Below are 25,470 nucleotides of genomic sequence, written 5' to 3' on the forward strand. Positions count from 1 at the left end.
CCGTGCGCGTGGGCGACCGGGTGGTGATCCCGTTCAACGTGTCCTGCGGGACGTGCCACACCTGCACGCGGGGCCTGCACTCGCAGTGCGAGACGGCCCAGGTGCGGGAGTACGCCACCGGTGCCTCGCTGTTCGGCGGGCCTACTGCAGTCGCTGCGGTCCCCTCGGGTGCCGTCGCGGGACCGATGCCGGCCACGGCCCTGCCGTTCAGCTCGCCGACCGCGTACCCACCGAACTCGGCCGGCCCGGGGCTGCCCTGCCAGCCCAGCAGGTCGGGGCGGGCGACGGCGCGCACGAGCGCCACGTCGGCGGTGCGGTAGGGGGCCGTGAGAGCGGGTGGGCGCATGGTGGCGGCCTCGGGCTTCGAGTCGGGTCGGGTCAGGATGGGGGCCGGTGTCCCGGGAGCACGTCCCCGGGGCACCAGCCGGAGGGAGGATCAGTGCAGGCCGGTGGTGCAGGCGTCGCCGGTGCTGCCGCCCGTTACAGGTGCGATGCGCGGCGGGGAGGCGATGCGTTGCGAACGCCGGGACCTTCCGCGAATCCTCGCGCACAAGCAGCCTGGGTGCGCTGACCTGGTCTTCTGTGGCTATCGGACCTGCGCGTCGATAGCCTTCTCACGAGTGTCCGGGAGCGCGGTGGACCCGGCTGTCCGATCGGTGGGGGAGGGCGGTGACTGCTGCGGGTGAGGGCTGACCATCGCCGTCTGTGTCACCGTTCGGCAGGGTCTGCCAGGGTCGATGCTGACCACTTGCTGACCTCCTGTCATCGGGATGCGGTTGGTGATCTTCACTGGTGGGGGTGAGGTTGCCGTCGATTGGCGGCTGCGGAGCGTGTCTGCCGTTGTCGCCTGTCGGCGCTCGTTCCCCGCGCCACCTGTCGGCCCCGAGAGGACCGCCTCAGGTGCGCCGGAAGCGTCGATCCGAACTCCCGGAGCCGGCAGCGACCACCCCGCCGGGTGACGTGTCCTCGGTGCGTCCGGACGCGCGGGCGGCCGGCACACTGGGGGTCACCTTCTCGACCGCGTCCCGCACGTACCCGCCGGCGGTGGTGCCGTCGGCAACGGCGGCGCGGGTGACCGCGACCGCGCCGCACGCGTCGTGGCCGAGCACCACCACGAGCGGGGAGCCGAGCACGCTCAGCCCGTACTCGATGCTGCCGGGCACCTACGGCCCAGCGGCGTGTCCGGCGGTGCGGACCACGGACAGGTCGCCCAGCCTCCGGTCGAAGATGATCTCGGCGGCCAGCCGCTCGGCCGGACAGGGCCTAGTCGGAGCACCCGAACAGCATCGCAGAGGGGCTCTGGCCGACGCGATCTCGGTGCGGGAGGCGGCGTCCTGCTTCGGGTGCTCCGGCGAACCCGCGACGAACCGCCGGGCCAGCAGCGCCTCGAAAGCTTCGTGGGGCGGCGCAATGAGGGCTTCGGTCATGGCCGCAGACCACGACCCGGCCCTGTCGTCCGCGCGGGCACCCGTCGCCCGCCGGCCTGTCCGCCGACTGCGCCCGTCGTGGCCCCGGCGAGCGCACTGCTGTGGGGAGGCAGAGCGCCGAGCCGGGCGGCCACTTGGCCTGCCGTGGCGATCAGGAATCGGAGTAGCTGAGGTCCCCGATCGTCCAGCTGCTGACGTCCTCGATGGCGATGCGGTACATGCCGCCGGTGTGAGGCAGTCCGAAGTCGCCCTGCAGGATCTTCGCCCGGTGGAGGTGCAGATGGGTGGGCCGTGCGGGCGGGCCGTCGGCGGGCGGGGCGAAGAGAGCGGCGAATGGCTTCAGGTGCTCCGACGCCTGGAGGACCTCGACCACCCGCTCCAACCACAGGGCCACCGGCGCGAGCCTGCCGGTGATCACGGCTCCGGGGACCACTACGGTCAGGGACATCTGGTTGCTGTGCTCGGACTCGACCATCGCAGCGATGTCGACGAGCAGCCCGTCGGGGTTCGACATGTCCCCTAGAATATGACACCGCCTCCGCGGGGCCCCACGGGCCCGGGCCGCGGCTATGACGGTCACCGGCCTTGCGCCTGCTGTACGGCAGCCGTGAGGGCCGGGCCGTCGCCCGGATCGGGCGGGCCGGCGGTCACGAGCAGGGTCGGCTCCGACGGCGGTGACGGTGAAGCCGCGCAGGCGGGGACCTCCGACAGGGCTGGCATCAGCGCTCCAAGGATGCCGCGGGATCCGGTGCGCCCGGCGACGGCGGCGGGATGCGGGCAGGCACGGCAGGTCGGTCCGAACAGCTCCTGGCCCGGGCCCATCCCAGCACCGGTGATCCCCGGATCCGGCCGTCACCGGTGAGGCCGCGGCCGCAGCGACGGGCGCTCGTTCGGCCCGATCGGGGCGCGTCCCCCGGCCGTCGCGCCGGCCAGGGTGTACCGCAGGGCCCGCACCACGCGCAGGGCGGCGGACTCGGCGGAGACCCGCGTGCATCCGGTGTCAGAGTTCGAGCATCGCGATGCAGGGCTGGGTGATGCGTTCCTGTCGCGATCCGAAGTCGACGAGTACCGCGATGTCACTGTCGCCCTTCGACGCCGATGGCCCGGCCGAGGACGTACGGGTCGTGGGTGACGCGGTCACTGACGGCGAATTGCTTGCGCGGTGCTTCGGTTCGGGCTTTGAAAAGGGGCCGGCGGGCAGGACACGACGGGCTGCTGAAGATTTCGTCATTCCGTGCGGTGTGCGCCGAAAGTTGCGGGAGCGCGCCTTCTTCGCGCACTCGATTTCGGAGTGGCTTCGGATGGTGCCGGGCGTGCGGCACGTCGCTTTCGCGGGTCCGCCGCGCCGAGGGCAGGCTCGGCGCCTGCGCGACTCGCCCTCCCGGGGAGGGCGAAAAGCCGGCGCCCAAGGGGGTGGGCGAGATCCCCAACTTGGCTGTCCTGCAGTCGCTTTGACACTCCCGTGGCCTCGTGGCCGGCACCCCCCGGCAAGGGGCGTCGCAGAATTGGGGGCGGAATATCCACCCGCGGCGGGCCGGGGCCTGCTAGAGTCGTATCAGTTGCAGTAGTGGTTCCCATGAACTTTGTGTGCGCCTGCTGATGTTTCGCAGGCGCCTTTTTGTTTCCCGGCTCTTCCCCGGGTGGGTGCTCATCGCGGCGACTCGAGGCGCGCGCTGTGCACGCTTCGGACAGCCCCTTGAAGGAGATTTCTTTATGGCTAATGGCACTGTGAAGTGGTTCAACGCGGAAAAGGGCTTCGGCTTCATCGAGCAGGACGGTGGCGGCGCTGACGTCTTCGCCCACTACTCGAACATCAACGCCAACGGCTTCCGTGAGCTGCTCGAGGGCCAGAAGGTCGAGTTCGACGTCACGCAGGGCCAGAAGGGCCCGCAGGCCGAGAACATTCGCCCGCTGTAGTTCTTCTGCCACGGCACCCGCCTGGTAGCGAGGGGCCCGCACCGCGTACATGATGCCCGGTGCGGGCCCCTCGGCATTGCCCCACCACGCACATCCCGGCCGTTCAGACCCCATGGCTCCGCCACCGGCGGCCATCCCCACGCGGGACGAGCAGCGCCGCGTCCGGATCGGCGCCCCGCCGTGACCTCCCACGGTTCGAGGATCTCCGTTCCCGCCCCAGCGGCGAGCGCCGACCCGGGGCGACGTGCCGCGCGGCTTCACCGTCCACGCCCTGCGCTCCACACTTTCGGCTCGTTCCCTCGCGACCTCCTGCCGACGCCCCGCGCTGCGGAGCCGCCGCGCGACGTGCCGCCCCAGGAAGGTTTCACATGAACCGCTCCCGCCGCTCCCCGCACCAGAACGCCAACTCCCGTTCCTCGGCCTCCTCCCGATCCGCTGGCGCCGCCTACGGCTCCCGTTCGGGCGGCAGCGCCTTCTACGGCGACCGGCCCGCCGACGGCCGTAGTGCCCGTCAAAGCCTCTCCTCGCAGGGCGAGTTCGCGATGCCGGTGAGCACCACCCCGGCTCTGCCCGCGGTCGAATCGTTCGACGAGCTGGACATGCCCAAGGCGCTGCTGTCGGTGCTGACCCGCCAGGGCGTCACTGCGCCCTTCCCGATCCAGGCCGCGACACTGCCGAATTCGCTGGCCGGACGTGACGTCCTCGGACGTGGACGGACGGGCTCCGGCAAGACCATCGCGTTCGGTCTGGCGGTGCTGGCCCGCACCGCCGGCCGACGCGCGGAGCCGCGCCGCCCGCTGGCCCTGGTGCTGGTCCCCACACGCGAGCTCGCCCAGCAGGTCACCGACGCCCTCACCCCGTTCGCTCGCGCGGTGCGGCTGCGGATGGCGGTCGTGGTGGGCGGGATGTCGATCGGCCGCCAGGCACAGGTGCTGAACCGCGGGGCAGAGGTCGTCGTGGCCACCCCCGGCCGGCTCAAGGACCTGATCCAGCGCGGAGACTGCCGGCTCGACGGGGTCGGCGTCACCGTCCTCGACGAGGCTGACCAGATGGCCGACCTGGGCTTCCTGCCGCAGGTCACCGAACTCCTGGAACAGGTCGCCGAGGGCGGCCAGACGATGCTGTTCTCCGCCACCCTGGACCGCAACGTAGACCGTCTCGTCCGGCGCTTCCTGACGGACCCGGTCACCCACTCGGTGGACCCGTCCGCGGCGGCGGTCAGCACCATGGAGCACCACGTGCTGCATGTGCAGAAATTCGACAAGAACGCGACGATCGCCCACATCGCCTCCCGTGACGGCGGGGTGATCATGTTCACCGACACCCGGGGCCGCGCCGACGCGCTGGTGGAGGACCTGCTCGCCAACGGGGTCAGGGCCGCGGCCCTGCACGGCGGCAAGTCCCAGCCCCAGCGCACCCGCACTCTGGAGCAGTTCCGCACCGGCCAGGTCACGGCGCTGATCGCCACCAACGTCGCAGCGCGGGGCATCCACGTCGACGGTCTCGACCTGGTCGTCAACCTGGATCCGCCGAGCGACCACAAGGACTACCTCCACCGGGGCGGCCGCACCGCCCGGGCTGGCGAGTCCGGCACCGTCGTCACCCTCGTCCTGCCCAGCCAGCGCCGCCAGATGGCCCGCATGATGGCCACCGCCGCCATCACCCCCATCACCACCCGCGTCAGCGCCGGCGACGAGGACCTGACCCGCATCACCGGCGCCCGCGTCCCCACCGGAGTGCCCGTCGTCATCGCTGACCCCGTCGTCGAACGCCCGCGCCGCAGCGCCGCGGCGAAGCGCGGCCACTGCAGACGCCCTGCCTCCACCGGCGGCGACACCCGCGCCAACGGAGCGAGCCGCGACCCCCAGGGCTCCTCCGGCCCCCGCCGGGCACCCAGGCGCATCGTCCTCGCGGCCTAGAAGGTAGGGCCGGACCCCCGCGCGTTCCAGGCCTCCCGCAGACCGCGGCGGCTGTCCCATCGCCAGCGCCCCGACCACCGCCGGCCCCGGCGGAATCGACACCAAGGAGCCCCCTATGGCCCTCACGCTCGAACGCCCGGCGGACACCGCCGCGGTCCGCGACCTCATGACCCGCCCCGAGCTCCAGATCGGCGACGACGTCATGCTCGACATGGCGATCCACATCCTGGACGGCTCCGGCGCCGACCACCTCCTGGTCCGCGATGAGGACGGCCGCTGCGCCGGGCTGCTGACCCGCCTGCACCTCGCCCCGTTCCAGACCCGCACCCGGTCCACCGAGCGCACCCCGGTCCGCGACATCGCCTTCGACCGTGCCCCGTTCGCCACCGCCGACATGCTCGCCGCGACTGCGGCCTCCGCCATGCGCGCCCGAGGTCTGGCCGTGTGGCCGGTGGTCGACTCCGACGGCCACGCCATCGGCCTGCTTGGCCTCTAGGCCAGCCCGTCGGCCCGGGCGCACCGACAGTCGCCGCTTCCGCCCGGGAACGGTGCGGGCATCCCTGGAGAAGGCCCTGGTGGACCACGGCTTCAAGGAGGAGGTGATCATCCACGGTGCACTGCTGGCCGTCCCTGCCGGGCCCGGGGCGGCCACCCGACCCGAAGAACAGGCACCGGGCCAAGCGCTACGACGTCGGCAAGACGGGCAAACGCGCCGAGTCAATCGAGGAACACCAAGCACGACGAGGTCAAACGCCAAGCTCAGCACCGCGGCGACGCTGCCGACCGGGGTCTGTCACCACAGGGGGGTGGTGGAGGACAGCAGGAGGAGCCCGATGAGGGCGGCGCGCCACACGGTGTGCCGCCACCTGGCCTACCAGCGGGCCGGTGGCAGGTCCCAGATCCTCTCGTAGGTGGTCTGCATCGCCGCTCCGAGGGACAGGCCGAAGACGGCGAGTGCGGCGAGGCTGTACGCCGTCGTGGTGCGCAGGGTCCGGCCGGGCAGGGCGATCAGTTGCTCGGCCTTGCTCCCGGAGGTCGCCGACAGGCCGAGTCCTTCGCCCAGCCATGGTGCGAAGCCCTGCCCGTTCGCCGGGTCGGCCCCTGAGATGACGATCAGCGGTGGCGGGTGGGGTCGGGTCCCCCTTTCGAGGGTTGTGGGTCGGCGTGCTGTCGGTGTTGCCCGGGCGGGCCCCGGGTGTGTACTTCCGGTGTCCGGAACGGGGTCGGTTGATCTGCCGGCACCCCGCCGTTATCGCGCGGGCGGGTCTGCTTGTTGAGCGGTCTTGTGCCAGCGGGCTTCGCAGAAGGAGTAGAGGCCGAACAGCAGGAAGCCGATCGCTGCGGCGATCAGCAGCACGGGCCCGGCGGGTGTGTCCGCGAACGAGCGCAGCGTCTCGTCCAGGCCCTTGGCCTTGCCGGGGTCGAACTTCACCGCGGCCAGCAGGATGAACAGCCCGGCCACCGCCGCGGCGGCGCCGCACGCCACACCGCCGACGATGCCCAGCAGCGCGACGACCCGCCGCGTCCGCGGGCTCATGTCACCCGTCTGGAGATCCTCCTCGAACTTCCGCATCACCGCGCGCACCGCCATCACCACGCCCACGACGACCAGGACGGCTCCGACCGCGCCGACCAGGAACCGCCCGCCCGGCCAGTCCAGCACCCTCGCGGTGTACTCCTTGGACGTCTCGTTGCCGGACCGGCTCCCGGCGGAGCCGCCGACCAGGACGGTCTGCACCACGCCGACGCCGATCACCGCGTAGAACACGGCCAGCACCAGAGAGCCCAGGCGCCTGGTCCACTTGTCGCCGCCCGGCACCGATGATCCGAACGCGGCCTCGGACAACCGCCACAGCGCCATCGCCGCCAGCCCCACCACCAGCGCCCACAGCAGGAAGCGGCCGAAGGGCTGTTCGCCGATGGTCCGTACCGCGCCGGACCGGTCCGCCTCGGTACCGCTCCCTGCGCCGAGCCCGATCCGCACGGCCAGGACCCCCACCAGCACGTTGATCACTCCCCGGGCGCAGAGCCCGACCCTGGCCACGACACTCATGGCATGGCTGTCGGCCAGGCGCCGCCCCTGCGACCTGGCCCCTGCGGTACTGCCGTTCCTGCCCATTCGCGACACCTCCTTGTGCCGGACCGAGCCCGCCGACGTGCCCCCGCGTGGTCGGCCACGCCCGGCGCCCACCCGGCGGGCGCCTTGCCGGGGTTGGTCGGTCAGGCGAAGTGGAATGCTCGGTGCTGGAAGGCGCCCTTCAGGACTACCGTCCGACGCGGTTGGGAGGCTGCCCACGGGCCCTGGGAGCTGTCACCGCCCCGCTGGCACCCGGGTGGTCCGCTTTCGGCGTGCCGCTCCCGCAGCCGGGCGAGGGTCGGTGCCGGTGTGCCGGTGTGCCGGTGGGTGGGCGGGTGTGCCGGTGGGTGGGCGGGTGTCGGGGTGTCTGGGCGTCGTGACGGACTTCGACGGGACGCTCTCGCTCGGGCCTGCTCGGTGCTGCCGTGACCTGGTCATCGTGGGTCATTCGGTGCGGTGGGGCCGGTGGGAGGCGACGCGCAGCGTGGCCCGGGCGGGGAGGTGCTCCCATCCGGTGCTCCGGCGGGCGCGGTGCAGGGTGCCTTCCAGGGCGGGGAGGATGTCGCGGGGTTGGGCGTCCGGGTCGAGGGTGAGGTCGAAGGTCGCGTGCGGGTGGTCGGGGTGACCGGTGAGGTTCGCGTGCGCTTTGTGGACGCCGGGGAGTCGGGTGGTGTCGGCGGCCAGGGCGTCGGCGAGGGCGCTGTCGTGCAGTTCGACGCCGTCGCAGGGCGGGTTGCCGACCGGCAGGCGTCCGGGGTGCCGGTGGCGCAGCTGTGCCAGGAGCCACCACAGGGCGAGGGCGGTGAGGATGGTCAGGGCGGCGATGACGGTCGGCCACCACCAGGTCTCGTCTGTCCAGCGGGTGCGGTCCTGGGTCGGCAGGAGGGTGTCGTGGGGGTCGGTGAGGGGCCAGTCGGCGGGTGGGTCGAGGCTCCAGCGCCGGTAGAGGTCCAGGGCGCCGGCCAGCACGAGCAGGCCGCCGCCGAGCAGGGCAACACCGGTTGCGGCCAGCAGGGTCCGGTTGAGGATGGAGTGAGAGTTCATCAGATGGTCTCCCGTGGCGATGGGGCCGGCGGTCTGTGCGGCTGCGCGGTCACGGGCCGTGTCGGCGGGCGCGGACCGTGAGCCGGGGTACCCGGGCCAGGGCGAGGGCGTCGAGCTGTGCTGTCAGTGCTTCGGTGACCTCGGTGCGTACGGTGTCCGGGTCTCGGAAGGCGACCTGGGTGCGGGCGTTGATCCGGCGTCGGCGGACCCTGATGTCGGCGTGGGAGACGCCCGGCACGCGCAGGGCGGCATCGCGTAGCAGTCGGGCGGCGCCGTCTCGGTCGAGGGCGGCCTGTGGTGCGTCCGGGTTGTCGGTGGAGGCCATGGGCAGGAGGTGTCGGCGGCCGGGGGTGAGGGCCAGGATGATCAGCAGCAGGCCGAGGGCGGCTGCCACGGCCGCGCCGGTGATGACCCACGGGTCGTCGATCGGTCGGGTGGCGAGTTCGTCGGCGAGGCTTTTGCGCCAGGCGGCGGCGGTGTGGCCGGTGCGCACCCGGACGACGTCGAACAGCGTGAACGCGCAGGCTGCCAGGATGACGAGGGCCGCGATCGCGGCGGGAACCCTCCGCTCGGACCACCAGCGCGACGCCGTACGGCCGCGCTCGGTGTGGGCCGCGGGTGTGCCGGCCGGGCTGCTTTCGGGCGGGCCGCCCTGCGCGGTGGCGGATTCGGGTTCGGGGTCGGAGACGGCCGGGTGCTGGTGTGTCATGCCGGCTCTCCTTGAAGTCTGGGGCGGTGGGCGGGCGGATGTCCCGGCGGTGTTCGCGGGAGGGCTCGGTGATGGGGGTGTGGGCTGTGGGTCAGTGGGCGCGGCCGTCGCGGCCGTCGCTGCCTGCGGGAAGGAGGTGGCGGATCGCGAGGGCGACCTCGGTGACCTCGAGTCCGGTCAGGCTGCCCACGCGCTGGGTCACCCGGCGCTGTAGCTCGCGGGAGGCTTCCGCGAGGTCGATCGGGTAGGGCAGCTCGATGGCCAGCCTGATGCGGGCGGAGTCGCCGTGGACGTGGGCCGACGCGTCGGGGGTCGGCGGTGCGGGCCGCGTGGGGCGGTGCGGCTGCGCGGCGAGGGCCTCCCTGCCGGCTCGCGCGGCGATCCTGGCCACCACGCGGTCCGGGATGACGGTGGCGCCGCGCTCGCGCGCCGTGACGGGTTGCGGGGTCATCGGCGGCGGTCCTCGGATCGGGGCCGGCGCCAGTCCCTGATGTCCTCGCCCTCCAGGAGGCGTCCGACGACGAGGCCGGCCACGCCGAGGACCAGGACCAGGAGGAAGGCCCAGAAGCCTCCGAAGTATCCGGCGAATCCCAGCGCCATTCCCGCGAGCAGACCGAGTGCGGCTGTGCTCATCTCACATGCTCCTTGTTCGGTGTCGCCCGGGGTTCGGTGTCGCCCGGGCCCCCGGGCCTTTCCCCGATCACCCTGCAGCGTCCCGGCAGCGGCGGTGCGGGGCCGGGCGGCTGCGGGTCAGGCGACGCGGCTCTCGGTGTCGTCGTCCTCGTCGGGCAGGTGGACGTCGTCGACGGCGATGTTCACCTCCACGACCTCCAGGCCGGTCAGGCGTTCCACCGCCGAGATGACACTGACGCGCACGTCGCCCGCCAGGTCGGTGATGGGGACGCCGTACTCGACGACGACGACGAGGTCGACGGCGGCCTGGCGCTCGCCCACCTCGACCTTCACTCCGCCTCTGACGCTCCCCCGTCCCCCGCCCGGAACGCGTTCGCGTACCGCGCCCAGGGTGCGGGACATCCCGGCTCCCAGGGCGTGGATTCCGGCAACGTCCCGTGCGGCGGTGCCCACGATCTTCTCCACGACGCTGTCCGCGATGGTCGTCTTCCCCCGCTCCTCGGGCACCCGGTCCGCGCCGGTGGGACCCTGCAGGCCGTCCTCCGGGCGTCCGTCGCCCTGCGGGAAACTGCTGGACGTGTCCGTCATGGCAGGCCTCCTTGACCTCGCCCCCGTGCGAGCCCGGCCGGGCCGCTGAACAGTTGGACGCCGCCCGCACGAAATCCTCACACCTCCGGCATGACTTTCTGCGTAACGGACAGGCGAGAGGAGGCACCCACAGCACCGGCAACCGGACAGCAAGCCGAAGGTCAGCACGCCGGTCCACACAGGTGTGCCCATCACACACCTCCTCTCGCCCCGCCTTGCAGCTACCGCCGGGTCCGGGCCGGTGGGCTCAGGCCGATGGGCCATGCGCAGGACTACGGCGACGCCATGCCCTCGCGCGCTTCTGCGCGACCTGGGCCCGGTGAAACGTCATTCGCCCGGCAGCCGGGGACGCGGAAGGCACGCCCGGTGAGGAGCCGGCGACGCCCTGTTCGGCGCCTGCGCGGGTTCGGGGCGTGCGAACCCCCTGTTCGGACCGGCGCCGGCGGGCGGGGCCGGTGCTGGGGTGAGGTGCGTTCGAAGGTTGGCCTGCGGCTGGGGGGAGGTGGGGTGGGGGGCTGCTTCGGGGAGTCGTGATCTTGCGGCGATCGCCGACATCGTGGAGTCGGCCGGGTCGGGCATCGACGCGGGCAGCTCCGGCGTGCCCGGGCGGCGGGCAGCGCGCATGCCCGTGACGGCGAGGACCTGCCGTTCCTGCTCGACGTCCTGGGGCTGGAGGACACGGCCGACCGACGCCGAAGGCTACGGCACGGGGGGCGTCGCCAAGCCCTTCGGTCTGCCGGCCGCGACGGACCTCCGCGTTCGGGAGCGGGCGAAGCCCCGGCCGTCCGGCTGCCGCCGGCAGGCCGATCGGGCAGCGCTGCCGCGTCGAGGGTCTACAGGAGGCCTCGGTTCTCGGTGGGGGAGTGCGCTGGTTGCGGTGGGACGGCGGCGGGGTTCGTGGCCGTCGGGAGGTCCCGGGGTGGCCAGGTCGGGCGGGCGAGGTCGTGGCGTAGTGCGTCGAGTGCCGCCAGGTGGGTGTCGAGGGCGGCGAGGGTCTGGTTGCCCAGCTGTCGGATCGTGCGTTCGACGGCGGCGAGCCGGTCTTCGATGTGCTGCCAGCGTTGTTCGGGTGTGGTGTCAGGTGCGTCGTCGGTCGCTGTCATGGCGTAGGTGGTCGGTGTGGTCGGTGAGGTCGTCGAGCCGGGCGGCGAGGTCGGGGTGGGCGGCGGTGAGATGGGGGCGCATGTCCGCGAGGGGCGCTATCAGGTCGGCGGGGTCCGCGGTGCCGAGGGCGGTGGTGAGCGCGGTCCGTGCGGAGTCGGCGTCGGCCGCGAGGCCGTGTGCGGCGGTGAGCCGGGCGGCGAGGACGCGCAGGTCGGGGGCGTTGTCGCGGGCCCAGGCGGTGACGGCGCGCTCGGCGGCCCGGCGGTCGCGTACGGCCTTGACGCGTTCGGCTCCGGTCGCGGCCTGCCCGGGGCCGCTCTGGGCGGGTCGCAGGCGCAGATAGCGGTTCTCGGCGGCCTGGCGGCTGGCGACGCCCATGGGGTGGGCGAGGTCGGCCCAGGTGGCGCCGGCGGCGCGGGCGGCATCGACCAGGCCGGCTTCCCAGCCGGCGAGTTCGGTGCGCAGTTCGCGCAGCAGTACCAGGGCGGCCAGGGCCGGTTCCGGCCCCTCGCCGACCGGTCCGGCTTGGGGCCGGGTGGTGTCGCGGGCAGTGTGGACGGCGGCGTCCATGGCGGCGAGTGCGGCGGCCGCGGCGAGGAAGGACGCCGGTCCCTTGGGCGGGCCGGTGTCGGGGGTGGGTGCGTCGGGCCGCTTTCCCATGAGGTCACCCCTTCGGCGACGTAGGTGTTTGTCATCGGATGGATGACATGTTAGAACGGTTTCAGGTGAAGCGCACTGGCACCCATCGATCAGTGGAGGTGTTTCGCGATGCTGATGCGCACTGACCCGTTTCGCGAGCTGGACCGCCTGACCCAGCAGTTCCTCGGTTCGACGGGGACCTGGTCGCGTCCGGCGCCGATGCCGCTGGACGCCTGCCGGGTGGGCGAGGAGTATGTGATCTGCTTGGACCTGCCGGGGGTGGACCCGGAGGCGATCGACATCGACGTCGAGCGGAACATGCTGACCGTCAAGGCCGAGCGCCGTCCGCGCCACGAGGGCGAGAACGTGAAGTGGGAGCTGTCGGAGCGCCCGTTGGGCGTGTTCTCCCGCCAGGTCATGCTCTCCGACACCCTCGATCCGGCGGGGATCAGCGCCGACTACGACGCGGGCGTGCTGACCCTGAGGATCCCGGTGGCGGAGAAGGCCAAGCCCCGCAAGATCGCCGTCGGCCACAGCGGCGACCGCAAGCAGATCCGGGCCTGACCCGTTCCCGGAACGCCGTCCCGCACCGCCAACCCCCGGGCCCTGCGGGACGGCCCCGGCCGGACCGGTACCGAGCACGCGGAGGTGCAGGCCCGGATCCGCGCCCTCGCCGGCGACCTCCGACCGTGGTGACGATCTTCGAAGATCCCCAGGCGTGCTTGGTGTTCGCCAGGCCTGCTCGCTCTGATTCCCCGTCCGGACCCTCGAATTGGGGGCGCTCAAGTCGTACGGTGGGTGGATGCCTGTCCCCGGCGGCACCTCCCCAGCGGTTGCTCTGCAGAACCTCCTTGCCGATCTTTACGCCTCATCCGTGACCGTCGAGGGCTGGGACCGGCTGGAGCCCTGGTCCGTGGTCCGTGTCCGGCTACGGGGTGCGAGCGCACCGCGCTCCGTCGTCGTCAAGTGGATGCAGAGCCGAGATGGGCGACAACAGCTCTGGGGCCGCCGGGGTGCGGCCGGCGCGGGAGGAGTGGTTGGCGGCGGGCCGGGTAGTCGGTGCGGTGCACGATGCACGAGCGGTTGCCGAAGGGGCTTGAGAGGAATCCGATCCGCCTACCCGGGGTGAGGGCTGGGTGATCGGTTGCCGACGGACAGGGCGAGCCACAGCAACTGCTGGTGCTGCTCGCGGACGGGCGGCGGGTGGTCGCCCGCGAGCTGACCGAGCAGGAGCCCGCGGATCTATGGGCACCAGTCGTGAACGATTGCGCTCGCCGCAGACCGGCGCACGGCCCAGGGCGCGCTGGCTGCATCCGGTGCTGCCGGTCGACGTCGAGCTGGAGGCCGACCGGGCGCGTCGCGTCGCGCCCGTGGTGCAGGACTGAGCGATCCGCCGAAGGCCGGCCTGCGGTCGTGCTGTGAAGCCCCGGTCATGAGGAGGACGCGATGCTGTCGAAGGGGTCGAAGGGGTCGAAGCGGCCGTGGGTACCGGGGGCGGGGTCGGGAGCTGCGCCACCGCCGTGGCCGGCGGTGAGGTGGGCGAGGTCGTCGACGACGTCGGTCAGCGAATGGCGGCGGGCGAACACGGCTCGTTGCCGGTCGGCGCCCGTGCCGCAGGTCAGTCGGCGGTGGAGGAGCAGACGGACGGTTTCCAGGTCGAGCGTCCTCGCCAGGGCGGGAGCGGCCAGTTCGGCGAGGGACGCGACGAGTCGGGGCATCGGCACGCGGCGTCCGGTGCGCGGGTCGGTGCCCAGGCCGGCGAGGCCGCCGAGCGCGGCTTGGCGGTGGGCTTCGCGCAGGACGGCCGCCGAGGCCGGGGGCGGTGGCGGGATGCCCGCGCGGTGAGCGGCGAGGAAGGTGTGGGCGAGGCCGCGCAGGAGGACGGCCAGCAGGAGCGGGACGTCAGGGTCCGCGTTGGTGTCGGCGATCCTCACTTCCAGGGTGGGCAGGTGCTCGGAGGGCCGGGCGTACCAGTACAGCATCTTCCGGTCGAGGATCACCCGGTGGGCGATCAGCCGCCGCACCGTCCGCTCGTACTCTTCAGGGCCCATGACCGGGGCGGGCCCGCAGGTGGGCCAGGCCAGGTAGCGGCCGGCGCGGTTGCTCGCGGCTCCGCAGTCCCGACCCTCGCAGAACGGAGAGTTGACACACAGCGCCTGCAGGACCGGCAGCCACGGGCGCAGGTACGCGCTGATCGCAAGGGCATCGGCGAGACTGAGGTCGCCCAGGTGGACGTGGCAGCCGCAGATCTCGTTACCGGTCTGGTCGGCGACGGGGCCCACGTGGGCGGCCACGCGTCGGTAGCGGTCGCTCGGGGTGAGCGGCAGCGGGTGGTGGCTGGGCAGGACGGCGGTGCCGGTCGCCACCAGGAGGCATCCGGCGCTCTCCGCTGCTGCGGCCATGGCCCGGCGTGCGCAGGCCAGTTCCGTGCGGAGGTCGGCGGCGGTGGTGACGGGGCGGGTGCAGGCCTCGGCCTGGGTGGCCAGGAACTCGTGTTGGGCCCGCGGGCCGAGGCTCCGGGCGGCGTGCGGTACCACGAGATGGGCCCGCGGGACGGTGAAGCGCGTGGCCCGGTCGACGAGCAGGAACTCCTCCTCGACGCCGAACCTGAGGGCGCCAGCTCGGCTGGTCATCGCGATGCTTCCGTGGCAAGGACCGGCCGCCGGACGGGCGGCTCGCGCGACCAGGTGCCGGTCCGTTCGGCATCGTGTGCGGAAGAGTCCTGGATCATGGCGCTGTGCTCTCGATCGGGGAATTGTCGCTTCTGCGTATGTCCCGTGCGAACGGTCGGAAACGGTGTCGACTGGCCGGCGCTGCGGGCGGCGGTCGGCCAGTCCGCGCAGCGGTGATCACCTGAGCTGCATGCCAGCCCCGGACCCGAGCCCGTCTGGAAGCCAATGTCGACCACCGGGAAAGATCGGGGTGGCCGGACGTCCCGTTCGCTAGGGCAGAGGGGTGCCGCCGGTGGCGTTGAGGATTTCGTCGGTGATGTACGACGTCTCGGGTGAGGCGAGGAGCACGTAGGCGGGGCTGGGGCCATCTCGGCGGACAGCGCGGGCTCGCCGACGAGCGGCCGGTCCGCGGCTGTGTGTTGGGGGGTGCCGCCTAGTACTGCAACGGTGCTTGGTGTGACGGTTGGCGGGTTCGCTCGTTGAACTGTTCATGGCTGGGGAGATATCCGAGGTTGATGCTCGTCGCTGATCGGACGGGCTCGCTGAGCTGCACGAGCGGTTTGCTCACCGTTTCGCGCGGAGCGAGTCGCGGGAGTCCGCACTGGCCTACATGCGTGGGGCTGCTGGCGCCGTTGGAGCGCAAGAACGGCTGGACGGTGGCGGAGGAGGCCGGCCATGGCGGTCCGGACCGGATCCAGCGATTGCTGAACCGGATCGACTGGGACGCGGACGGTGTGCTCGACGACGTCCGCGAGTACGTCGTCGAGCACCTGGCCGACCCGGGCGGCGTGCTGATCGTGGACGACACCGGGTTTCTGAAGAAGGGCATACGGTCGGCCGGTGTCCAACGGCAGTACTCCGGGACGGCCGGCCGCACCGAGAATTGCCAGGTCGGCGTCTTCCTCGCCTACTCGGGGCCGCTCGGACGGACCTTGATCGACCGGGCGCGCTGTCTGCCGAAGTCCTGGACGGACGACCGTGAGCGCTGCCTGGCCGCCGGCCCGTCCCCCTGCCGGATCGGTCGTCCGGGCGGTGCCTGCTTGACCAGCGCGAGGTGGGTGTGGATCTTTTCCGAGGAGGTGAGAGGGGCGGTGGCAGGCAGCCGCCAGTCTTTCGCACCGCAGTCGGCGAGCACGGCTCAGGGTGTGAGGACGATCCGGCGACGTAGCAGGGAGAAGCTCGCGCGGCCGTAGCCCTGCCGTGCGGGGCGCAGCGACGCCCCGCCGCCGGGCCGCGCCCGCGACCCCGCTCGAAGCCGCCGGTCCGGAGAAAGGGTCTGTCTGCCCGCAGTGAAACAGACCAGGCGCCGCTGACTGATCGTGTTCAGTGGCCAAGGAGCGGGGAACGAAGGTGGCCGCCGGTGGGGACCGCCCGCGGGGAATCGGTGGCCGTACGTGGCGAGATGATCGGCTCTTCAGCACTTTCTGAACGCAGGTGTCCTGTGACAGCGAAGGCTGAGCATTGTCACCGAAGGTTAATGGCCGCTAGGTTCGTGCCATGGAAGGTTGAGTGACTGGGGCTTGGGAGCGGCGGGTGTCCTCTTCGTTGGATGAGTTGCGGGCCCTGCTGGGCGAGCCAGCCCACCGGCAGTCCAACCCGGATAACTGGACCGAAGTGGAGCGATACGTAGGGTCCGCTCTCCCCAGTGACTTCAAGGCGTTTCTCAACGCCTACGGCACCGGGGTCATCTCGGGCGAGCTCGTTGTCTTCCACCCTCGTGGAACAAGCCCGCTGTTGGAGCGTATGCGCAAGACCAATGAGGTCTTCGCCGAGCGCCGAGCCAGGGCTCTCAGCAGTGGCGACTCCGAGCACATCCCGTACCCCTTCCACCCCGAATCCGGTGGGCTCATCTCGTGGGGATTCGACTACAGCGGCGATGAGCACTTCTTCCTGCCCTGCGACCCCGACCCGAACCGATGGAAGATCGTCACGATGGCCCACGAAGAGGGCTGCCAGACCTTCGACGGCCCGTTTTCAAGCTTCGCCCTCTCGTTCGCGCGACGGCTGCTCGACGTCGACCGGTACCACGGCATTGAACCGGAGGCCCTGGAGTTCCTGGAGCCGGAGGACCTGGAGGAAATGGCTGCCACCGGGGAGATTGGCCCAGTGAAACCGAGCTTCGAGCCGGCCTGACCCGCGCGAACCGACACGCCGAACCGCTCAGGGTTCCGTGACATCACTCAACCTTCACTGGCACGAGTCAGCAGGGGTCAATTGGCGAGCGGAATGCGTCGTCGGAGGAGGGCGAGCCGGCGCGGCCGTAGGACTGGCGCTTGAGGAGCTTGATTCTCGTGACGTTGCCCTCGACCGGGCCGGAGTTCCATTGCAGGGTGAGTCCGGAGGTGACGGCGGCGAGGTCCTTGCGGAGTCCGTTGGGGAAGGTCTGCAGTTCCTTGATCTGACTGTCGTCGGCTCTAATCAGCCAGTCAGTGAGACGGTGACCTTCGCGGCGCCGGAGCATCGCGGTGAAGTCGCGGGAGAGGCGGTCGACCTCGTGGGTGTGCTCGCACCGGTCGCAGAGGTCTTTGAGGTTCTGACGTGCTGCACAGGATCAGTCCTGCAGGCCTTCCATTCGGTCCAGGAGGGAGGCCAGCAGTGTGGAACGGCCCTCTTCCACACGAGTCACCAGCTCGCGCAGCCGCCGCATGTCCTCGGGGCTCAAGGCAGTGCCAAGGCCCTGGGTGTGCAGCGCTACGCCGACAGCGGAGCCGGCCGCATCCAGTGAGATGACGATGCCTGGGCGACCTTGACCTTGAAGTGGGCTTCGCTGGCGTGGACGAGGCCACCTCCGTCGGCGTGAGCGCTGCAGCCCGCGCATAGCCTCCTCGCTGCCAGGGGACTGCGCGAGGCCGAATCCGTCGATGGTGGTCATGTCCGCAGCATCCGTGACGGCGTTTCGTGCCACGTGCCAGCCGGCCATGAACTCGTCCCTGGAGGCCGGCCGGCCGGACTCCAGGCCTTCCACCGCTTCCGACAGGTACTTCAACGCCTCCCGGGTGCTCTTGCGCAAGGCGATGAGCCGATGCATCTCCTCCTCGGCACGCGAGCGTCGTCGGATACGTTCCGCCGTTCTGCTCTGAAGGACCGACGAGAACATGGTGGCCCCCGCTCCCAATGCGGCTCCTCCGACCACGCCGATCAGACCGAAGAGCGCTGCGCTGTCTGCCATACGTTCATCTTCACGGGCGAGCAGCCACGTGTCAGGGATTTCCCGAAGCAGGTGCGCAGAGTTGAGGCCCCGGCAGGTCGTGCCCGGCAGAGGCTGCCTCGGGGGCGCAGACGCCCGGACTCCCCTCATCCTGCTCGCATGCCGCAGACGCCGCCGGTGACTTCGCCGCCCGCGCTGGAACAGCTCTTCGGCGGCTCGGCCGGACTGTCGCCGGCCGACCGTCACCAGGCTGACCGCATCGATGGGGTCGTGGCTGCGGTCGCCGCGGACATTAGTGCGGACCGCGATGCAGCACTGCGGTTCTTCGGCAACGCGGTAGGGGAGGCACAGCGCGCGGGCGCCCTGGGGCAGTTCGCCGCCGGCGGTGCCATTCAGCTCGCGCTGGCCCGGTTCGCGGGCCGGGTGACCGACGGCAGCGTGCCCGGCCGTCGGTGGGACGGCAGATCACTGTGCGAAAAGGGATCCGCCGGATGAGTTGTCCGTGTCACTGTGTCTGTCTGTGATGGCGGCAACACGCTTGGGGAGGCTCGGTGGCAGCCGACAGGAACGCCGAGGGCTTGCGGGCACAGCGGGCCGTGTTCGTGGGCCCGCATCAGTTGCTGCGGCTGTTGGGCGCGGGCGGGATGGGGGAGGTGTACCTGGCCCGCTCGCCCGGCCTGAGACTGCTCGCGGTCAAGGTGATCAGGGCCGAGTACGCCGAGGACCCGCAGTTCCACCGCCGCTTCCAGCAGGAGATCGAGGCGGCGCGGCGAGTGACCGGTTTTCACACGCCACCTGTGGTCGATGCGCAAACGCGCGGTCGTCGGCCCTGGATGGCCACGTCCTACATGCCCGCGCCGGACCTCGGCGAAGTGGTCCTGCGGTTCGGCACTCTCGGCGAGGCGGGAGCGCGGGCCCTGGGAGCTGCCCTCGCCGAGGCGTTGGCCTCGATCCACGCGGCGGGGGTGGTGCACCGTGACCTGAAGCCGGGCAATGTGCTCATCGCGCGGGACGGTCCGCGCGTCATCGACTTCGGGATCAGCCGCGCCTTCGACGCCGTGCACCTGACCCGGACCGGCATGGTGTGCGGCACCGCCGGCTACGTCGCCCCCGAACGCATCGTCGCCGACTCCGCCACCACCGGCGCGGCCGACGTGTTCTCGCTCGGCTGCCTACTGGTGTACGCACTCACCGGCCGCACGCCGTTCGGCGACGGTGAACCCGCGCACGTCAACCGAAAGGTCGTGTACGACGAACCCGACCTCTCCGGAGTGCCCGCCTCGCTGCTTCCCTTCGTGGCCTCCTGCCTGGCCAAGGACCCCGCCCGACGGCCCACCGCGACGGCCGTGCTGGGCGCACTGGCCCCGGCCGATCCGGCGGCGCTGCTGAGCCCGTGGCTGCTCGCCGACCTCGACGCCCGCGAGCGGCAGGCCGAGGCCGATCTGGGCGCGCCGCAGGCCGATCCGCCCGCGCTGCCGGTGCGGACGTGGCAGTCGCTCAGCCGCCGCGGCCTGTTGGGGCTCGGCGCCGGGCTCGGCGCGGGCGTGGCCGCCGCCGTCGGCGTACCGCTGCTGCTCACCCGGCGCACCCAGTCGGCTGGTGGCGGGGCGACGGTGGGCAAGGATGTCGACCCGTGGGGAGCCGAAGCGGCAGGTTCCGGTCCGCCGCCCGCCGCGCCGGAGCCGCTGTGGAGCACTCCGCTGCACGGCGTGACGGTCGGTCACCAACTGTCCGTGCTCGGTGCCACCCTGGTGCGGTGGGGCAAGAAGGCGGGCGCGGTCGGCTTCGACGGGGCGACGGGGCGGCAGTCCTGGTCCCGGCAGGACGTGCACTTCTTCCAGGTGCAGAACGACCTGATCTACGGGACGTCCCCGGGCTTCGCGAACCTGGTGTGGCTGAACTCCGGGGGCGAGAGCCACCAGGGCCCGCTCATCGTGCCCGCCGAGCAGCGCAACGAAGCCACGTTGAGCCTGCGGACCTTCGGCGCGGACAGCCGGACGGTGGTGCTCGCCCGCCAGACCACCCGCAACGGTGGCGGAGTCGTGGCCGGGGCCGAGCTGAGTAGCGGTGCGGTGCTGTGGCAGCGGGAGATCACCCAGAACCATGCGGTGACGGCGGTCGTCGCCATGGAGGAGATGACAGCCGGTTCCGGCAGCTCGATGGGCCTGGTCGCCGACGGCCGCTGCTACTACGAGGAGAGCAACGTCATCAACGCGGTGGACCTGCGCACCGGCGCGTCCCGCTGGCAGGTCACCGGCCTCACACCGAAAGGCTCCGCGGCCCCCGCGCGGCTGCTGCGTACCGGCGAACTCCTGCTGCTCGTCGGCGAACACGCGATCGTCGCCCTGGACCCAGCCACTGGCAGCAGCGCTGGGCGGCTCCCGCGGTCCCGCAGATGGTCCTCGGCTGCGCGCTCGGGGCCGGCCGGCTACTGCTCTCCGGGATCGACGGCACCGCATACTGTCTGGACGCCACGACCGGCAAGGGGCTGTGGCACACCACCTTGGGGACGCAGGCCGGACCGGATACGGGCGTGGACTTCCTGGCACCCTCCGCCGGGGACGGCTTCTTCGGTGTGCCCCTGCTGGACGGCTCGTCCGGGGCGGCCGTCCTGGACGCCGCCGACGGCAAGATCCGCTGGGTGGCGAAGGCACCCTCCGACGAGGGCAGCTGGACCACCGCGGCCAAGGGCGGGACGCTCTACTGCCAGTCCGCCACCACGCTGCGCGCCTTCCGGGCAAGTGGTGCATGAGCATGCGGAGCATCGGCCCGTACCGCGTCCTGCGACAGCTCGGTGCGGGCGGCATGGGCAACGTCTACCTGGCCACCACCGAGAGCGGACGGCCCGTCGCCGTGAAGACCGTGCGGCAGCAGTACGCGGCCGATACCGATTTCCGACGCAGGTTCACCCAGGAGGTGGCGGCGGCCAGGGCGGTCAACGGGGCCTACACCGTGGCGGTGGTGGACGCCGACACCGAGGCGGAACTTCCCTGGCTGGCGACCGAGTTCGTCACCGGCCCGTCGCTGCACGAGGCCGTGGCGCGGCACGGTCCGCTCACCGGGCCCGCACTGCAGGTGCTGGGGGCGGGGCTGGTGGAGGCGCTGACCGCGATCCACCGCGCCCGGATCATCCACCGCGACCTGAAGCCCTCGAACATCCTGCTCACCCGGGACGGCCCGAGGGTCATCGACTTCGGCATCAGCAAGCCGACGGGTGACGAGCTGCCCACCGCGAGCGGCGAGATCGTCGGCACTCCCGGGTTCATGTCCCCCGAACACGCGACAGGCGAGGACCTCACCCCCGCCAGCGACCTGTTCTCCCTCGGCGCCGTCCTGGCCTTCGCGGCCACCGCCCGCCCGCCCTTCGGCGAAGGCCCGGCCGCGGTACTGATCTACCGCTCCGCCGAGGAGCCCCCGGACCTCGACGGAGTACCACCGGAACTGGTGGGGCTGCTGGTGCGCTGCCTGCACCGGAACCCGGCCCGGCGGCCTGCCCCGGACGAACTCGCCGCAGCCTTCCGGTACGGTCCGGCGGTCGGTACCGACTGGATGGGCGAGGCCGAGCGGACGGTACGCCAACGCGAGCGGTACCTGGCCAGGGTGCTGAAGGACCCGAACGGAACCCGGCGCCGCCTGCTTCTCCTCGGCGGAGCCCTGCTCGCCACGACCGCCACGGCAGGTACCGCCCGGGCACTGTGGCCCGGCCAGGCCGGCGGCCCGCCCCCGACGGCCTGGTCGGTCGAGCTCCCCCGGGTCGGCATGGCTCCCATCGGCTGCGGACCGGCGGCGGTGGTGTGCGCGGACCGCACCGGAGTGGTCGGCTACGACCGCACCGACGGGCACACGCTGTGGAGCAGCACCGCGGAGACCGGCATCCTCCCGGTCGGCGACGGCAGCCGGGTGTGGACCGTGGACTCGGCCGGCGTGGTGCAGGCGCGCGACGCCCGCAACGGCACGACGCTCTGGCGCTCGCCCGACACCGTTCCCGGCGCCCGGTCCGCCGCCCTGCCGATTCCCGGCCTGCTGCTGGTCACCGCCAGGGACGGCACCCCGCACGCCTACGACGCGACCAACGGGGGCCGGCTGTGGACCGGCGCCGCGCTCGGCACCTCCTACCGCCTCCAGGGCATGGCTTCGGCGGGCCTGCTACTCGTGACGCTCCAATCGGCCCGGCCCGTGAGCGGCGCGTGGCGCTTCACGGCACTCGACCGCGCGACCGGGCGGCAACGCTGGTCGCTCGACACCCAGGACCTGTACGCGCCGCCCACCGGCAGCCGTTTGTACGCCCTCACCCAGGACATGGCCCTCGCCGCAGTGGGCGGCCAGGACGGCTCCACCGTTTGGAGCCAGCCCACCGGCCTTTCACTGGCCGCCGCGAACGCGTCCGGTGCCGACTACCTGAACTCGCTCTCCCTCCACCAGGGCGTGCTCACCTGCATACCCCCCGGAACCTCGGAGTCCCCGGACTACCCGGTCAACACCGCGGCATTCGACCCCGCCCAGGGCACCCGGCTTTGGAGCGGCCGGCACAGCGGCACCGCCAACGGGAGCGCCGACGCCGCAGGGGTGCTCGTCCTGGGCGGACCACGGGGCACGTCCGGTACCGACCTGCGCACCGGGCGCACCACCTGGACCCGCCAGTCACGCCAAGGCGCCGCCACCATCCGGGGCTCCGCCGGGAATCTGGTCCTCCTCACCGCACCCACCGCCGCCGGCGGGATCACCCTGCAGGCGCTCGCCGCCGCCGGCGGCACCCCGCAGTGGCAGCAGACCTTCGCCCGGCAGCCGGGCGACCCGCAGGTCCTGCTCCAGGACTCGGCCCTGCTGGTCGGCTACGGGACCACGCTGACCGCCTACCACCTGCCCAGCAGCTGACCCGCCTCCGAAAGGTTCACCACGAGATGGCCGACATCGAGAACACCCCGCCCGCGAAGCAGCAACCGCCGGCCGCCGCGCCCACCCGCGTCCTGCCGGGGCAGCCCACCCCGGCCACCCTCCCGGACCCGGCCGACCTGCGCCCTGCCGGCCCCGCCCGGCGGTGGACCTGGCTACTCGGCGGCCTCACCGCCGGGGCCGGCGCCGCCGCCCTCGTACTGAGCCTGCTGGCCAACCTTGCCGACTCGGCACCGACTGCCGCGCCGACCACCCCGACCACTACGCCCTACGCCGAACTGGTCGAGGGCTGCGCGCTACTGCGCCCGGAGACGGTCGAGCGCTACATCAAGGGAGCCACCTGCACCGCGACGGAGCGCGGCAGCCATGTGGACACCTCGCGCGGAACCTGGACGAGCAGGGACTCCGGCTATGCCGACGCGGAGGTCGGCGTCCTACTGTCCCTGTCTGCGGAGAGCATCTACCAGGAGAGCCTGACCGACCATCGGACAGGGGCGACCACCACCGGCGGGAAGATCATCGACGACCGGGCCGTTCCCGGCCTCGGCGACAAGGCGACGCTGTTCTACACCTCCTACAGCGGCTACGGTCGTGTCAGGCTCTGGGTGGTCCAGAACAACGCGCTCGTCAGCATCGAATACTCCGCGAGCACACGCTCCGGCCTGACCTCCCAGGACGTTCCCATGGAAGCCGCCGAGGCAGCCGCCATCGCCTGTGCCAGGGACGCACTCAGGACGCTCACCACTTCGTGAACCTCGCCCCGGACCAGCACGCTTGTCCGCTCACAGCCACGACAGCGTCAACGCCCGCTGCGACCACTCCTGGGCTGTCAAGGAGCCTGGGTCTCCGGAGCCCCGGATTCTCCCGGCCAATGATCTGAGCCGGGCCTGACCCGGCGCGCGAGCCGCGCCGGTGATGGTGCTGCCGGTGGGCAGAGAGGCCGGCCCTGGCCGCAGCGGCCCGGCCTGGGGTGGCGGCGGGCGAAGGAGCAGCTCCGGTCGAGCGAGGCAGCCCGCGGCGGTGCGGAGGCCGCGGCCTGCCCGCGTCCGTTCAGGCGTGCAGTTGGGCGGCGAGCTTGGCGGCGAGCGTCTGCATGACCGGTCCGGTGAGCTCCGGGTCCGGGTTGGACACCACCCCGTCCTTGGTGCCCTGGCTGACGATCAGCGCCAGGTCGCCCCGGTCGGCGACCGCGACCCGGGTGTAGGCCACCGCGTCGCTGCCCGGCAGGGTCCTGGCCTGACCGGGGGAGGGCCGGCCGTCGTACACCGCGAAGAGCTCCTTGGTGCCGAGACGGGCGACTTTCTGGAGGTAGGGCAGCGTGATGCTGACCGCGGTGTCCTGCGCGGGCACGGCGACGACGAACACCTGCACCGGCGTGGTCCCGGCGGTGAAGGCGCACAGCACCTCGACGAACTCCGGCTTCGCCGGCAGCGTGGTCATCGCAGGTGTGGGAGTGAACCCGGACGGCAGCGGCCCGGCCGGCTGCGAGGGATTCACCCGGGCCACCACCGGCTTCCCCCCGTCCCCGGCAGGAGCGACCGCACGCTCGACCCCGCCGGCCTTCAGCCCCGCCGCCAGATCGATCCCCAACGGGCACGACGAACCCGAACCCACCCCCTGCACAGCCGACTTCACCTTGCCGTAGGACAGCTGCGCGCTGGAGGAGTGGGCATCTCCGCTGCCGCTGCAGGCGGTGGCGGCGAGCAGCAGGGCCGCCGAGGCTATGCAGGCGAGTGCCGTCCTGTGATGACGTGTCATCCGGCAAGCCTACGGTCCACCATGGGCCCGGTGGATTCGGGGAGGACGATCTTCGCTCTCCCCGTTCGGTACGTCCAGTGGCGCGACCGTCTCAAGGTGGCCCCGGGCATCGTCCCAAACCACAGGTCAGCGCTATGGGACGGGCCGGAACCGCTAGTTGGTACAGCGACCGGGTTGTTCGACCTCGGTGAGCTGGGCAATCCTGACGATCACCGGACCAGGATCACCGAACCTGCGCGGGAGAGACGCTCCAGTGCGCTCCTGCGGGAGATCTGACGGAGCCCGGGCGTGACCGGCGTGCGAACGCCGCAGCCCGGCGGGCGCGTGCCGCGCGGCTGCTGTCGGCCACCGCGGCCGGGTCCCGGGCTCAGACGGCGCACCGGGCGGTTCGTGACAGGGCGGTCGGTCCGGCGACCGCACGACATTCCACAGAACGAGGAGAAACATGAAGCCCCGCATGAGCCGACGGGCCGGTCTGGCCCTCACAGTCGGCGCGGTGACCATGGCGAGCATGCTGGCCACTACCGGCACGGCCTCCGCGATGGTCGGCGCCCCCTACGTCCGCTACGGGGCAACGGGGGATCCGGCGCTGTGCGTCCAGGCCGGCATCGGCGCGATGGACAACAGCACCATCTGGACCTACCCGGACGGCCAGTTCGGCCCCGACACCCTGCGCGCTGTCAAGCAGTTCCAGGCTTACTTCGGCCTCGAGCAGGACGGCGTCGTCGGCCCGGCTACCGGGACCAAGCTCATGGAGATGATCTACCTGGACATCCAGCGCACCGGGGTCCTCGCGTACGACTGGTGCTACAGGTTCCTTCCGACGTACAAGTAGAACAGCGCCGCTGCGGCCGGCCGGCCGCAGCCGCGCCCCCCGCCCGGCGGGCCCCCCCCCCCGCCGGGGCCCCGGCCCGGGCCACCAAAACCCCCCCGCCGGCGCGG

At 72.1% G+C, this 25,470-nt stretch carries 24 protein-coding genes and 6 pseudogenes; 14 read left to right on the forward strand and 16 right to left on the reverse strand.

Features of this window, described 5'->3' with window-relative positions; all coding sequences use genetic code 11:
• Window positions 1-170 (forward strand): annotated as a pseudogene (locus ACWGB8_RS28675) (alcohol dehydrogenase catalytic domain-containing protein); the annotation flags it as partial.
• 795 nt (window positions 171-965) lie between these two features.
• Here ACWGB8_RS28675 and ACWGB8_RS28680 read toward each other — a convergent pair.
• Both ACWGB8_RS28680 and ACWGB8_RS28685 read right to left on the reverse strand, forming a co-directional pair.
• Window positions 966-1,427, reverse strand: a pseudogene (locus tag ACWGB8_RS28680) (carbonic anhydrase); the annotation flags it as partial.
• 151 nt (window positions 1,428-1,578) lie between these two features.
• Window positions 1,579-1,941 (reverse strand): hypothetical protein, encoded by a 363-nt coding sequence (locus ACWGB8_RS28685; RefSeq protein ID WP_452216520.1) that lies wholly within the window; start codon window positions 1,939-1,941, stop codon window positions 1,579-1,581.
• A gap of 1,199 nt (window positions 1,942-3,140) precedes the next feature.
• On the opposite strand from ACWGB8_RS28685, the gene ACWGB8_RS28690 reads away from it, so the two are divergent.
• The 3 genes from ACWGB8_RS28690 (at window position 3,141) to ACWGB8_RS28700 (ending at window position 5,759) form a co-directional block, all read left to right on the forward strand.
• Entirely contained in the window at window positions 3,141-3,344 is a 204-nt protein-coding gene (locus tag ACWGB8_RS28690) for a cold-shock protein (RefSeq protein ID WP_099897249.1), read from the forward strand.
• Window positions 3,345-3,712: 368 nt separating this feature from the next.
• Window positions 3,713-5,263, forward strand: coding sequence for a DEAD/DEAH box helicase (locus ACWGB8_RS28695; protein ID WP_452216521.1), 1,551 nt, complete (start codon window positions 3,713-3,715; stop codon window positions 5,261-5,263).
• Between the two features lie 115 nt (window positions 5,264-5,378).
• Entirely contained in the window at window positions 5,379-5,759 is a 381-nt protein-coding gene (locus ACWGB8_RS28700; RefSeq protein WP_452216522.1) for a CBS domain-containing protein, read from the forward strand.
• Window positions 5,760-6,512: 753 nt separating this feature from the next.
• On the opposite strand, the gene ACWGB8_RS28705 is transcribed toward ACWGB8_RS28700, so the two are convergent.
• The 8 genes from ACWGB8_RS28705 to ACWGB8_RS28740 form a co-directional block, all read right to left on the reverse strand.
• A complete protein-coding gene (locus ACWGB8_RS28705; RefSeq protein ID WP_452216523.1) occupies window positions 6,513-7,316 on the reverse strand; it encodes a DUF1206 domain-containing protein in 804 nt (267 codons plus the stop codon).
• 468 nt (window positions 7,317-7,784) lie between these two features.
• Window positions 7,785-8,384 carry an alkaline shock response membrane anchor protein AmaP gene (locus ACWGB8_RS28710; protein WP_452216524.1) on the reverse strand — a complete coding sequence of 200 codons (600 nt, stop codon included), beginning with the start codon at window positions 8,382-8,384 and terminating at the stop codon, window positions 7,785-7,787.
• 49 nt (window positions 8,385-8,433) lie between these two features.
• Window positions 8,434-9,093 carry a DUF6286 domain-containing protein gene (locus tag ACWGB8_RS28715; RefSeq protein ID WP_452216525.1) on the reverse strand — a complete coding sequence of 220 codons (660 nt, stop codon included), beginning with the start codon at window positions 9,091-9,093 and terminating at the stop codon, window positions 8,434-8,436.
• A gap of 91 nt (window positions 9,094-9,184) precedes the next feature.
• A complete protein-coding gene (locus ACWGB8_RS28720; RefSeq protein ID WP_452216526.1) occupies window positions 9,185-9,544 on the reverse strand; it encodes a hypothetical protein in 360 nt (119 codons plus the stop codon).
• A complete protein-coding gene (locus ACWGB8_RS28725; protein ID WP_452216527.1) occupies window positions 9,541-9,726 on the reverse strand; it encodes a hypothetical protein in 186 nt (61 codons plus the stop codon). Before ACWGB8_RS28725 ends, ACWGB8_RS28720 begins: the two co-directional genes overlap by 4 nt.
• 117 nt (window positions 9,727-9,843) lie before the next feature.
• Entirely contained in the window at window positions 9,844-10,314 is a 471-nt protein-coding gene (locus tag ACWGB8_RS28730; RefSeq protein WP_452216528.1) for an Asp23/Gls24 family envelope stress response protein, read from the reverse strand.
• 833 nt (window positions 10,315-11,147) lie between these two features.
• A complete protein-coding gene (locus tag ACWGB8_RS28735) occupies window positions 11,148-11,417 on the reverse strand; it encodes a hypothetical protein (RefSeq protein ID WP_452216529.1) in 270 nt (89 codons plus the stop codon).
• A complete protein-coding gene (locus ACWGB8_RS28740; RefSeq protein WP_452216530.1) occupies window positions 11,392-12,078 on the reverse strand; it encodes a type III effector protein in 687 nt (228 codons plus the stop codon). The genes ACWGB8_RS28735 and ACWGB8_RS28740 overlap by 26 nt, the downstream gene beginning before the upstream one ends.
• Before the next feature lie 108 nt (window positions 12,079-12,186).
• On the opposite strand from ACWGB8_RS28740, the gene ACWGB8_RS28745 reads away from it, so the two are divergent.
• Window positions 12,187-12,621, forward strand: a complete 435-nt coding sequence (locus tag ACWGB8_RS28745) for an Hsp20/alpha crystallin family protein (protein WP_452216531.1) — start codon at window positions 12,187-12,189, stop codon at window positions 12,619-12,621.
• Window positions 12,622-13,301: 680 nt separating this feature from the next.
• Complete coding sequence (locus ACWGB8_RS28750; RefSeq protein ID WP_452216532.1) at window positions 13,302-13,442, forward strand: hypothetical protein; 141 nt, start codon at window positions 13,302-13,304, stop codon at window positions 13,440-13,442.
• Between the two features lie 45 nt (window positions 13,443-13,487).
• Here ACWGB8_RS28750 and ACWGB8_RS28755 read toward each other — a convergent pair whose 3' ends face one another.
• Window positions 13,488-14,690 carry a carboxylate-amine ligase gene (locus tag ACWGB8_RS28755; protein ID WP_452216533.1) on the reverse strand — a complete coding sequence of 401 codons (1,203 nt, stop codon included), beginning with the start codon at window positions 14,688-14,690 and terminating at the stop codon, window positions 13,488-13,490.
• A 309-nt stretch (window positions 14,691-14,999) separates the two neighbouring features.
• Window positions 15,000-15,121: pseudogene (locus tag ACWGB8_RS28760) on the reverse strand (NAD(P)-dependent dehydrogenase); the annotation flags it as partial.
• A gap of 155 nt (window positions 15,122-15,276) precedes the next feature.
• Between ACWGB8_RS28760 and ACWGB8_RS28765 the strand changes: the two are divergent.
• Both ACWGB8_RS28765 and ACWGB8_RS28770 read left to right on the forward strand, forming a co-directional pair.
• Window positions 15,277-15,730: pseudogene (locus ACWGB8_RS28765) on the forward strand (IS701 family transposase); the annotation flags it as partial.
• A gap of 532 nt (window positions 15,731-16,262) precedes the next feature.
• Window positions 16,263-16,862 (forward strand): hypothetical protein, encoded by a 600-nt coding sequence (locus ACWGB8_RS28770; protein ID WP_452216534.1) that lies wholly within the window; start codon window positions 16,263-16,265, stop codon window positions 16,860-16,862.
• Between the two features lie 77 nt (window positions 16,863-16,939).
• Here the strand turns inward: ACWGB8_RS28770 and ACWGB8_RS28775 are convergent.
• Window positions 16,940-17,208, reverse strand: a pseudogene (locus tag ACWGB8_RS28775) (transposase); the annotation flags it as partial.
• A 72-nt stretch (window positions 17,209-17,280) separates the two neighbouring features.
• Entirely contained in the window at window positions 17,281-17,898 is a 618-nt protein-coding gene (locus ACWGB8_RS28780; RefSeq protein WP_452216535.1) for a hypothetical protein, read from the reverse strand.
• A 138-nt stretch (window positions 17,899-18,036) separates the two neighbouring features.
• Here ACWGB8_RS28780 and ACWGB8_RS28785 point away from each other — a divergent pair, with 138 nt between their 5' ends.
• Window positions 18,037-18,372 carry a hypothetical protein gene (locus tag ACWGB8_RS28785; protein WP_452216536.1) on the forward strand — a complete coding sequence of 112 codons (336 nt, stop codon included), beginning with the start codon at window positions 18,037-18,039 and terminating at the stop codon, window positions 18,370-18,372.
• A gap of 107 nt (window positions 18,373-18,479) precedes the next feature.
• A pseudogene (locus ACWGB8_RS28790) lies at window positions 18,480-19,217 on the forward strand (serine/threonine-protein kinase); the annotation flags it as partial.
• A 518-nt stretch (window positions 19,218-19,735) separates the two neighbouring features.
• Here the strand turns inward: ACWGB8_RS28790 and ACWGB8_RS28795 are convergent.
• A complete protein-coding gene (locus ACWGB8_RS28795; protein WP_452216542.1) occupies window positions 19,736-20,005 on the reverse strand; it encodes a hypothetical protein in 270 nt (89 codons plus the stop codon).
• On the opposite strand from ACWGB8_RS28795, the gene ACWGB8_RS28800 reads away from it, so the two are divergent.
• From ACWGB8_RS28800 to ACWGB8_RS28810, 3 genes are read left to right on the forward strand one after another with little or no spacing between them, the layout of a single operon-like run.
• Window positions 19,955-20,629, forward strand: coding sequence for an outer membrane protein assembly factor BamB family protein (locus ACWGB8_RS28800; RefSeq protein WP_452216537.1), 675 nt, complete (start codon window positions 19,955-19,957; stop codon window positions 20,627-20,629). The two genes, ACWGB8_RS28795 and ACWGB8_RS28800, sit on opposite strands and share 51 nt — an antisense overlap.
• Window positions 20,626-22,752, forward strand: a complete 2,127-nt coding sequence (locus ACWGB8_RS28805; protein ID WP_452216538.1) for a protein kinase domain-containing protein — start codon at window positions 20,626-20,628, stop codon at window positions 22,750-22,752. Before ACWGB8_RS28800 ends, ACWGB8_RS28805 begins: the two co-directional genes overlap by 4 nt.
• Window positions 22,753-22,778: 26 nt before the next feature.
• Window positions 22,779-23,522, forward strand: a complete 744-nt coding sequence (locus ACWGB8_RS28810; protein ID WP_452216539.1) for a hypothetical protein — start codon at window positions 22,779-22,781, stop codon at window positions 23,520-23,522.
• A gap of 298 nt (window positions 23,523-23,820) precedes the next feature.
• Here ACWGB8_RS28810 and ACWGB8_RS28815 read toward each other — a convergent pair whose 3' ends face one another.
• Window positions 23,821-24,528, reverse strand: coding sequence for a hypothetical protein (locus ACWGB8_RS28815; RefSeq protein WP_452216540.1), 708 nt, complete (start codon window positions 24,526-24,528; stop codon window positions 23,821-23,823).
• 511 nt (window positions 24,529-25,039) lie between these two features.
• On the opposite strand from ACWGB8_RS28815, the gene ACWGB8_RS28820 reads away from it, so the two are divergent.
• On the forward strand, window positions 25,040-25,363 hold the full coding sequence (locus ACWGB8_RS28820) for a peptidoglycan-binding domain-containing protein (protein WP_452216541.1): 324 nt from the start codon (window positions 25,040-25,042) through the stop codon (window positions 25,361-25,363).
• Window positions 25,364-25,470 lie beyond the last annotated feature (107 nt).

This window comes from Kitasatospora sp. NPDC054939 (genome assembly GCF_053610105.1).

Coding starts and splice junctions, on each gene's coding strand:
- ACWGB8_RS28685 (WP_452216520.1), bottom strand. CDS start 1,941: ATGTCGAACCCCGACGGGCTGCTCGTCGACATCGCTGCGATGGTCGAG.
- ACWGB8_RS28690 (WP_099897249.1), top strand. CDS start 3,141: ATGGCTAATGGCACTGTGAAGTGGTTCAACGCGGAAAAGGGCTTCGGC.
- ACWGB8_RS28695 (WP_452216521.1), top strand. CDS start 3,713: ATGAACCGCTCCCGCCGCTCCCCGCACCAGAACGCCAACTCCCGTTCC.
- ACWGB8_RS28700 (WP_452216522.1), top strand. CDS start 5,379: ATGGCCCTCACGCTCGAACGCCCGGCGGACACCGCCGCGGTCCGCGAC.
- ACWGB8_RS28705 (WP_452216523.1), bottom strand. CDS start 7,316: ATGAGTGTCGTGGCCAGGGTCGGGCTCTGCGCCCGGGGAGTGATCAAC.
- ACWGB8_RS28710 (WP_452216524.1), bottom strand. CDS start 8,384: ATGAACTCTCACTCCATCCTCAACCGGACCCTGCTGGCCGCAACCGGT.
- ACWGB8_RS28715 (WP_452216525.1), bottom strand. CDS start 9,093: ATGACACACCAGCACCCGGCCGTCTCCGACCCCGAACCCGAATCCGCC.
- ACWGB8_RS28720 (WP_452216526.1), bottom strand. CDS start 9,544: ATGACCCCGCAACCCGTCACGGCGCGCGAGCGCGGCGCCACCGTCATC.
- ACWGB8_RS28725 (WP_452216527.1), bottom strand. CDS start 9,726: ATGAGCACAGCCGCACTCGGTCTGCTCGCGGGAATGGCGCTGGGATTC.
- ACWGB8_RS28730 (WP_452216528.1), bottom strand. CDS start 10,314: ATGACGGACACGTCCAGCAGTTTCCCGCAGGGCGACGGACGCCCGGAG.
- ACWGB8_RS28735 (WP_452216529.1), bottom strand. CDS start 11,417: ATGACAGCGACCGACGACGCACCTGACACCACACCCGAACAACGCTGG.
- ACWGB8_RS28740 (WP_452216530.1), bottom strand. CDS start 12,078: ATGGGAAAGCGGCCCGACGCACCCACCCCCGACACCGGCCCGCCCAAG.
- ACWGB8_RS28745 (WP_452216531.1), top strand. CDS start 12,187: ATGCTGATGCGCACTGACCCGTTTCGCGAGCTGGACCGCCTGACCCAG.
- ACWGB8_RS28750 (WP_452216532.1), top strand. CDS start 13,302: ATGGGCACCAGTCGTGAACGATTGCGCTCGCCGCAGACCGGCGCACGG.
- ACWGB8_RS28755 (WP_452216533.1), bottom strand. CDS start 14,690: ATGACCAGCCGAGCTGGCGCCCTCAGGTTCGGCGTCGAGGAGGAGTTC.
- ACWGB8_RS28780 (WP_452216535.1), bottom strand. CDS start 17,898: ATGGCAGACAGCGCAGCGCTCTTCGGTCTGATCGGCGTGGTCGGAGGA.
- ACWGB8_RS28785 (WP_452216536.1), top strand. CDS start 18,037: ATGCCGCAGACGCCGCCGGTGACTTCGCCGCCCGCGCTGGAACAGCTC.
- ACWGB8_RS28795 (WP_452216542.1), bottom strand. CDS start 20,005: ATGGCGACGACCGCCGTCACCGCATGGTTCTGGGTGATCTCCCGCTGC.
- ACWGB8_RS28805 (WP_452216538.1), top strand. CDS start 20,626: ATGAGCATGCGGAGCATCGGCCCGTACCGCGTCCTGCGACAGCTCGGT.
- ACWGB8_RS28810 (WP_452216539.1), top strand. CDS start 22,779: ATGGCCGACATCGAGAACACCCCGCCCGCGAAGCAGCAACCGCCGGCC.
- ACWGB8_RS28815 (WP_452216540.1), bottom strand. CDS start 24,528: ATGACACGTCATCACAGGACGGCACTCGCCTGCATAGCCTCGGCGGCC.
- ACWGB8_RS28820 (WP_452216541.1), top strand. CDS start 25,040: ATGCTGGCCACTACCGGCACGGCCTCCGCGATGGTCGGCGCCCCCTAC.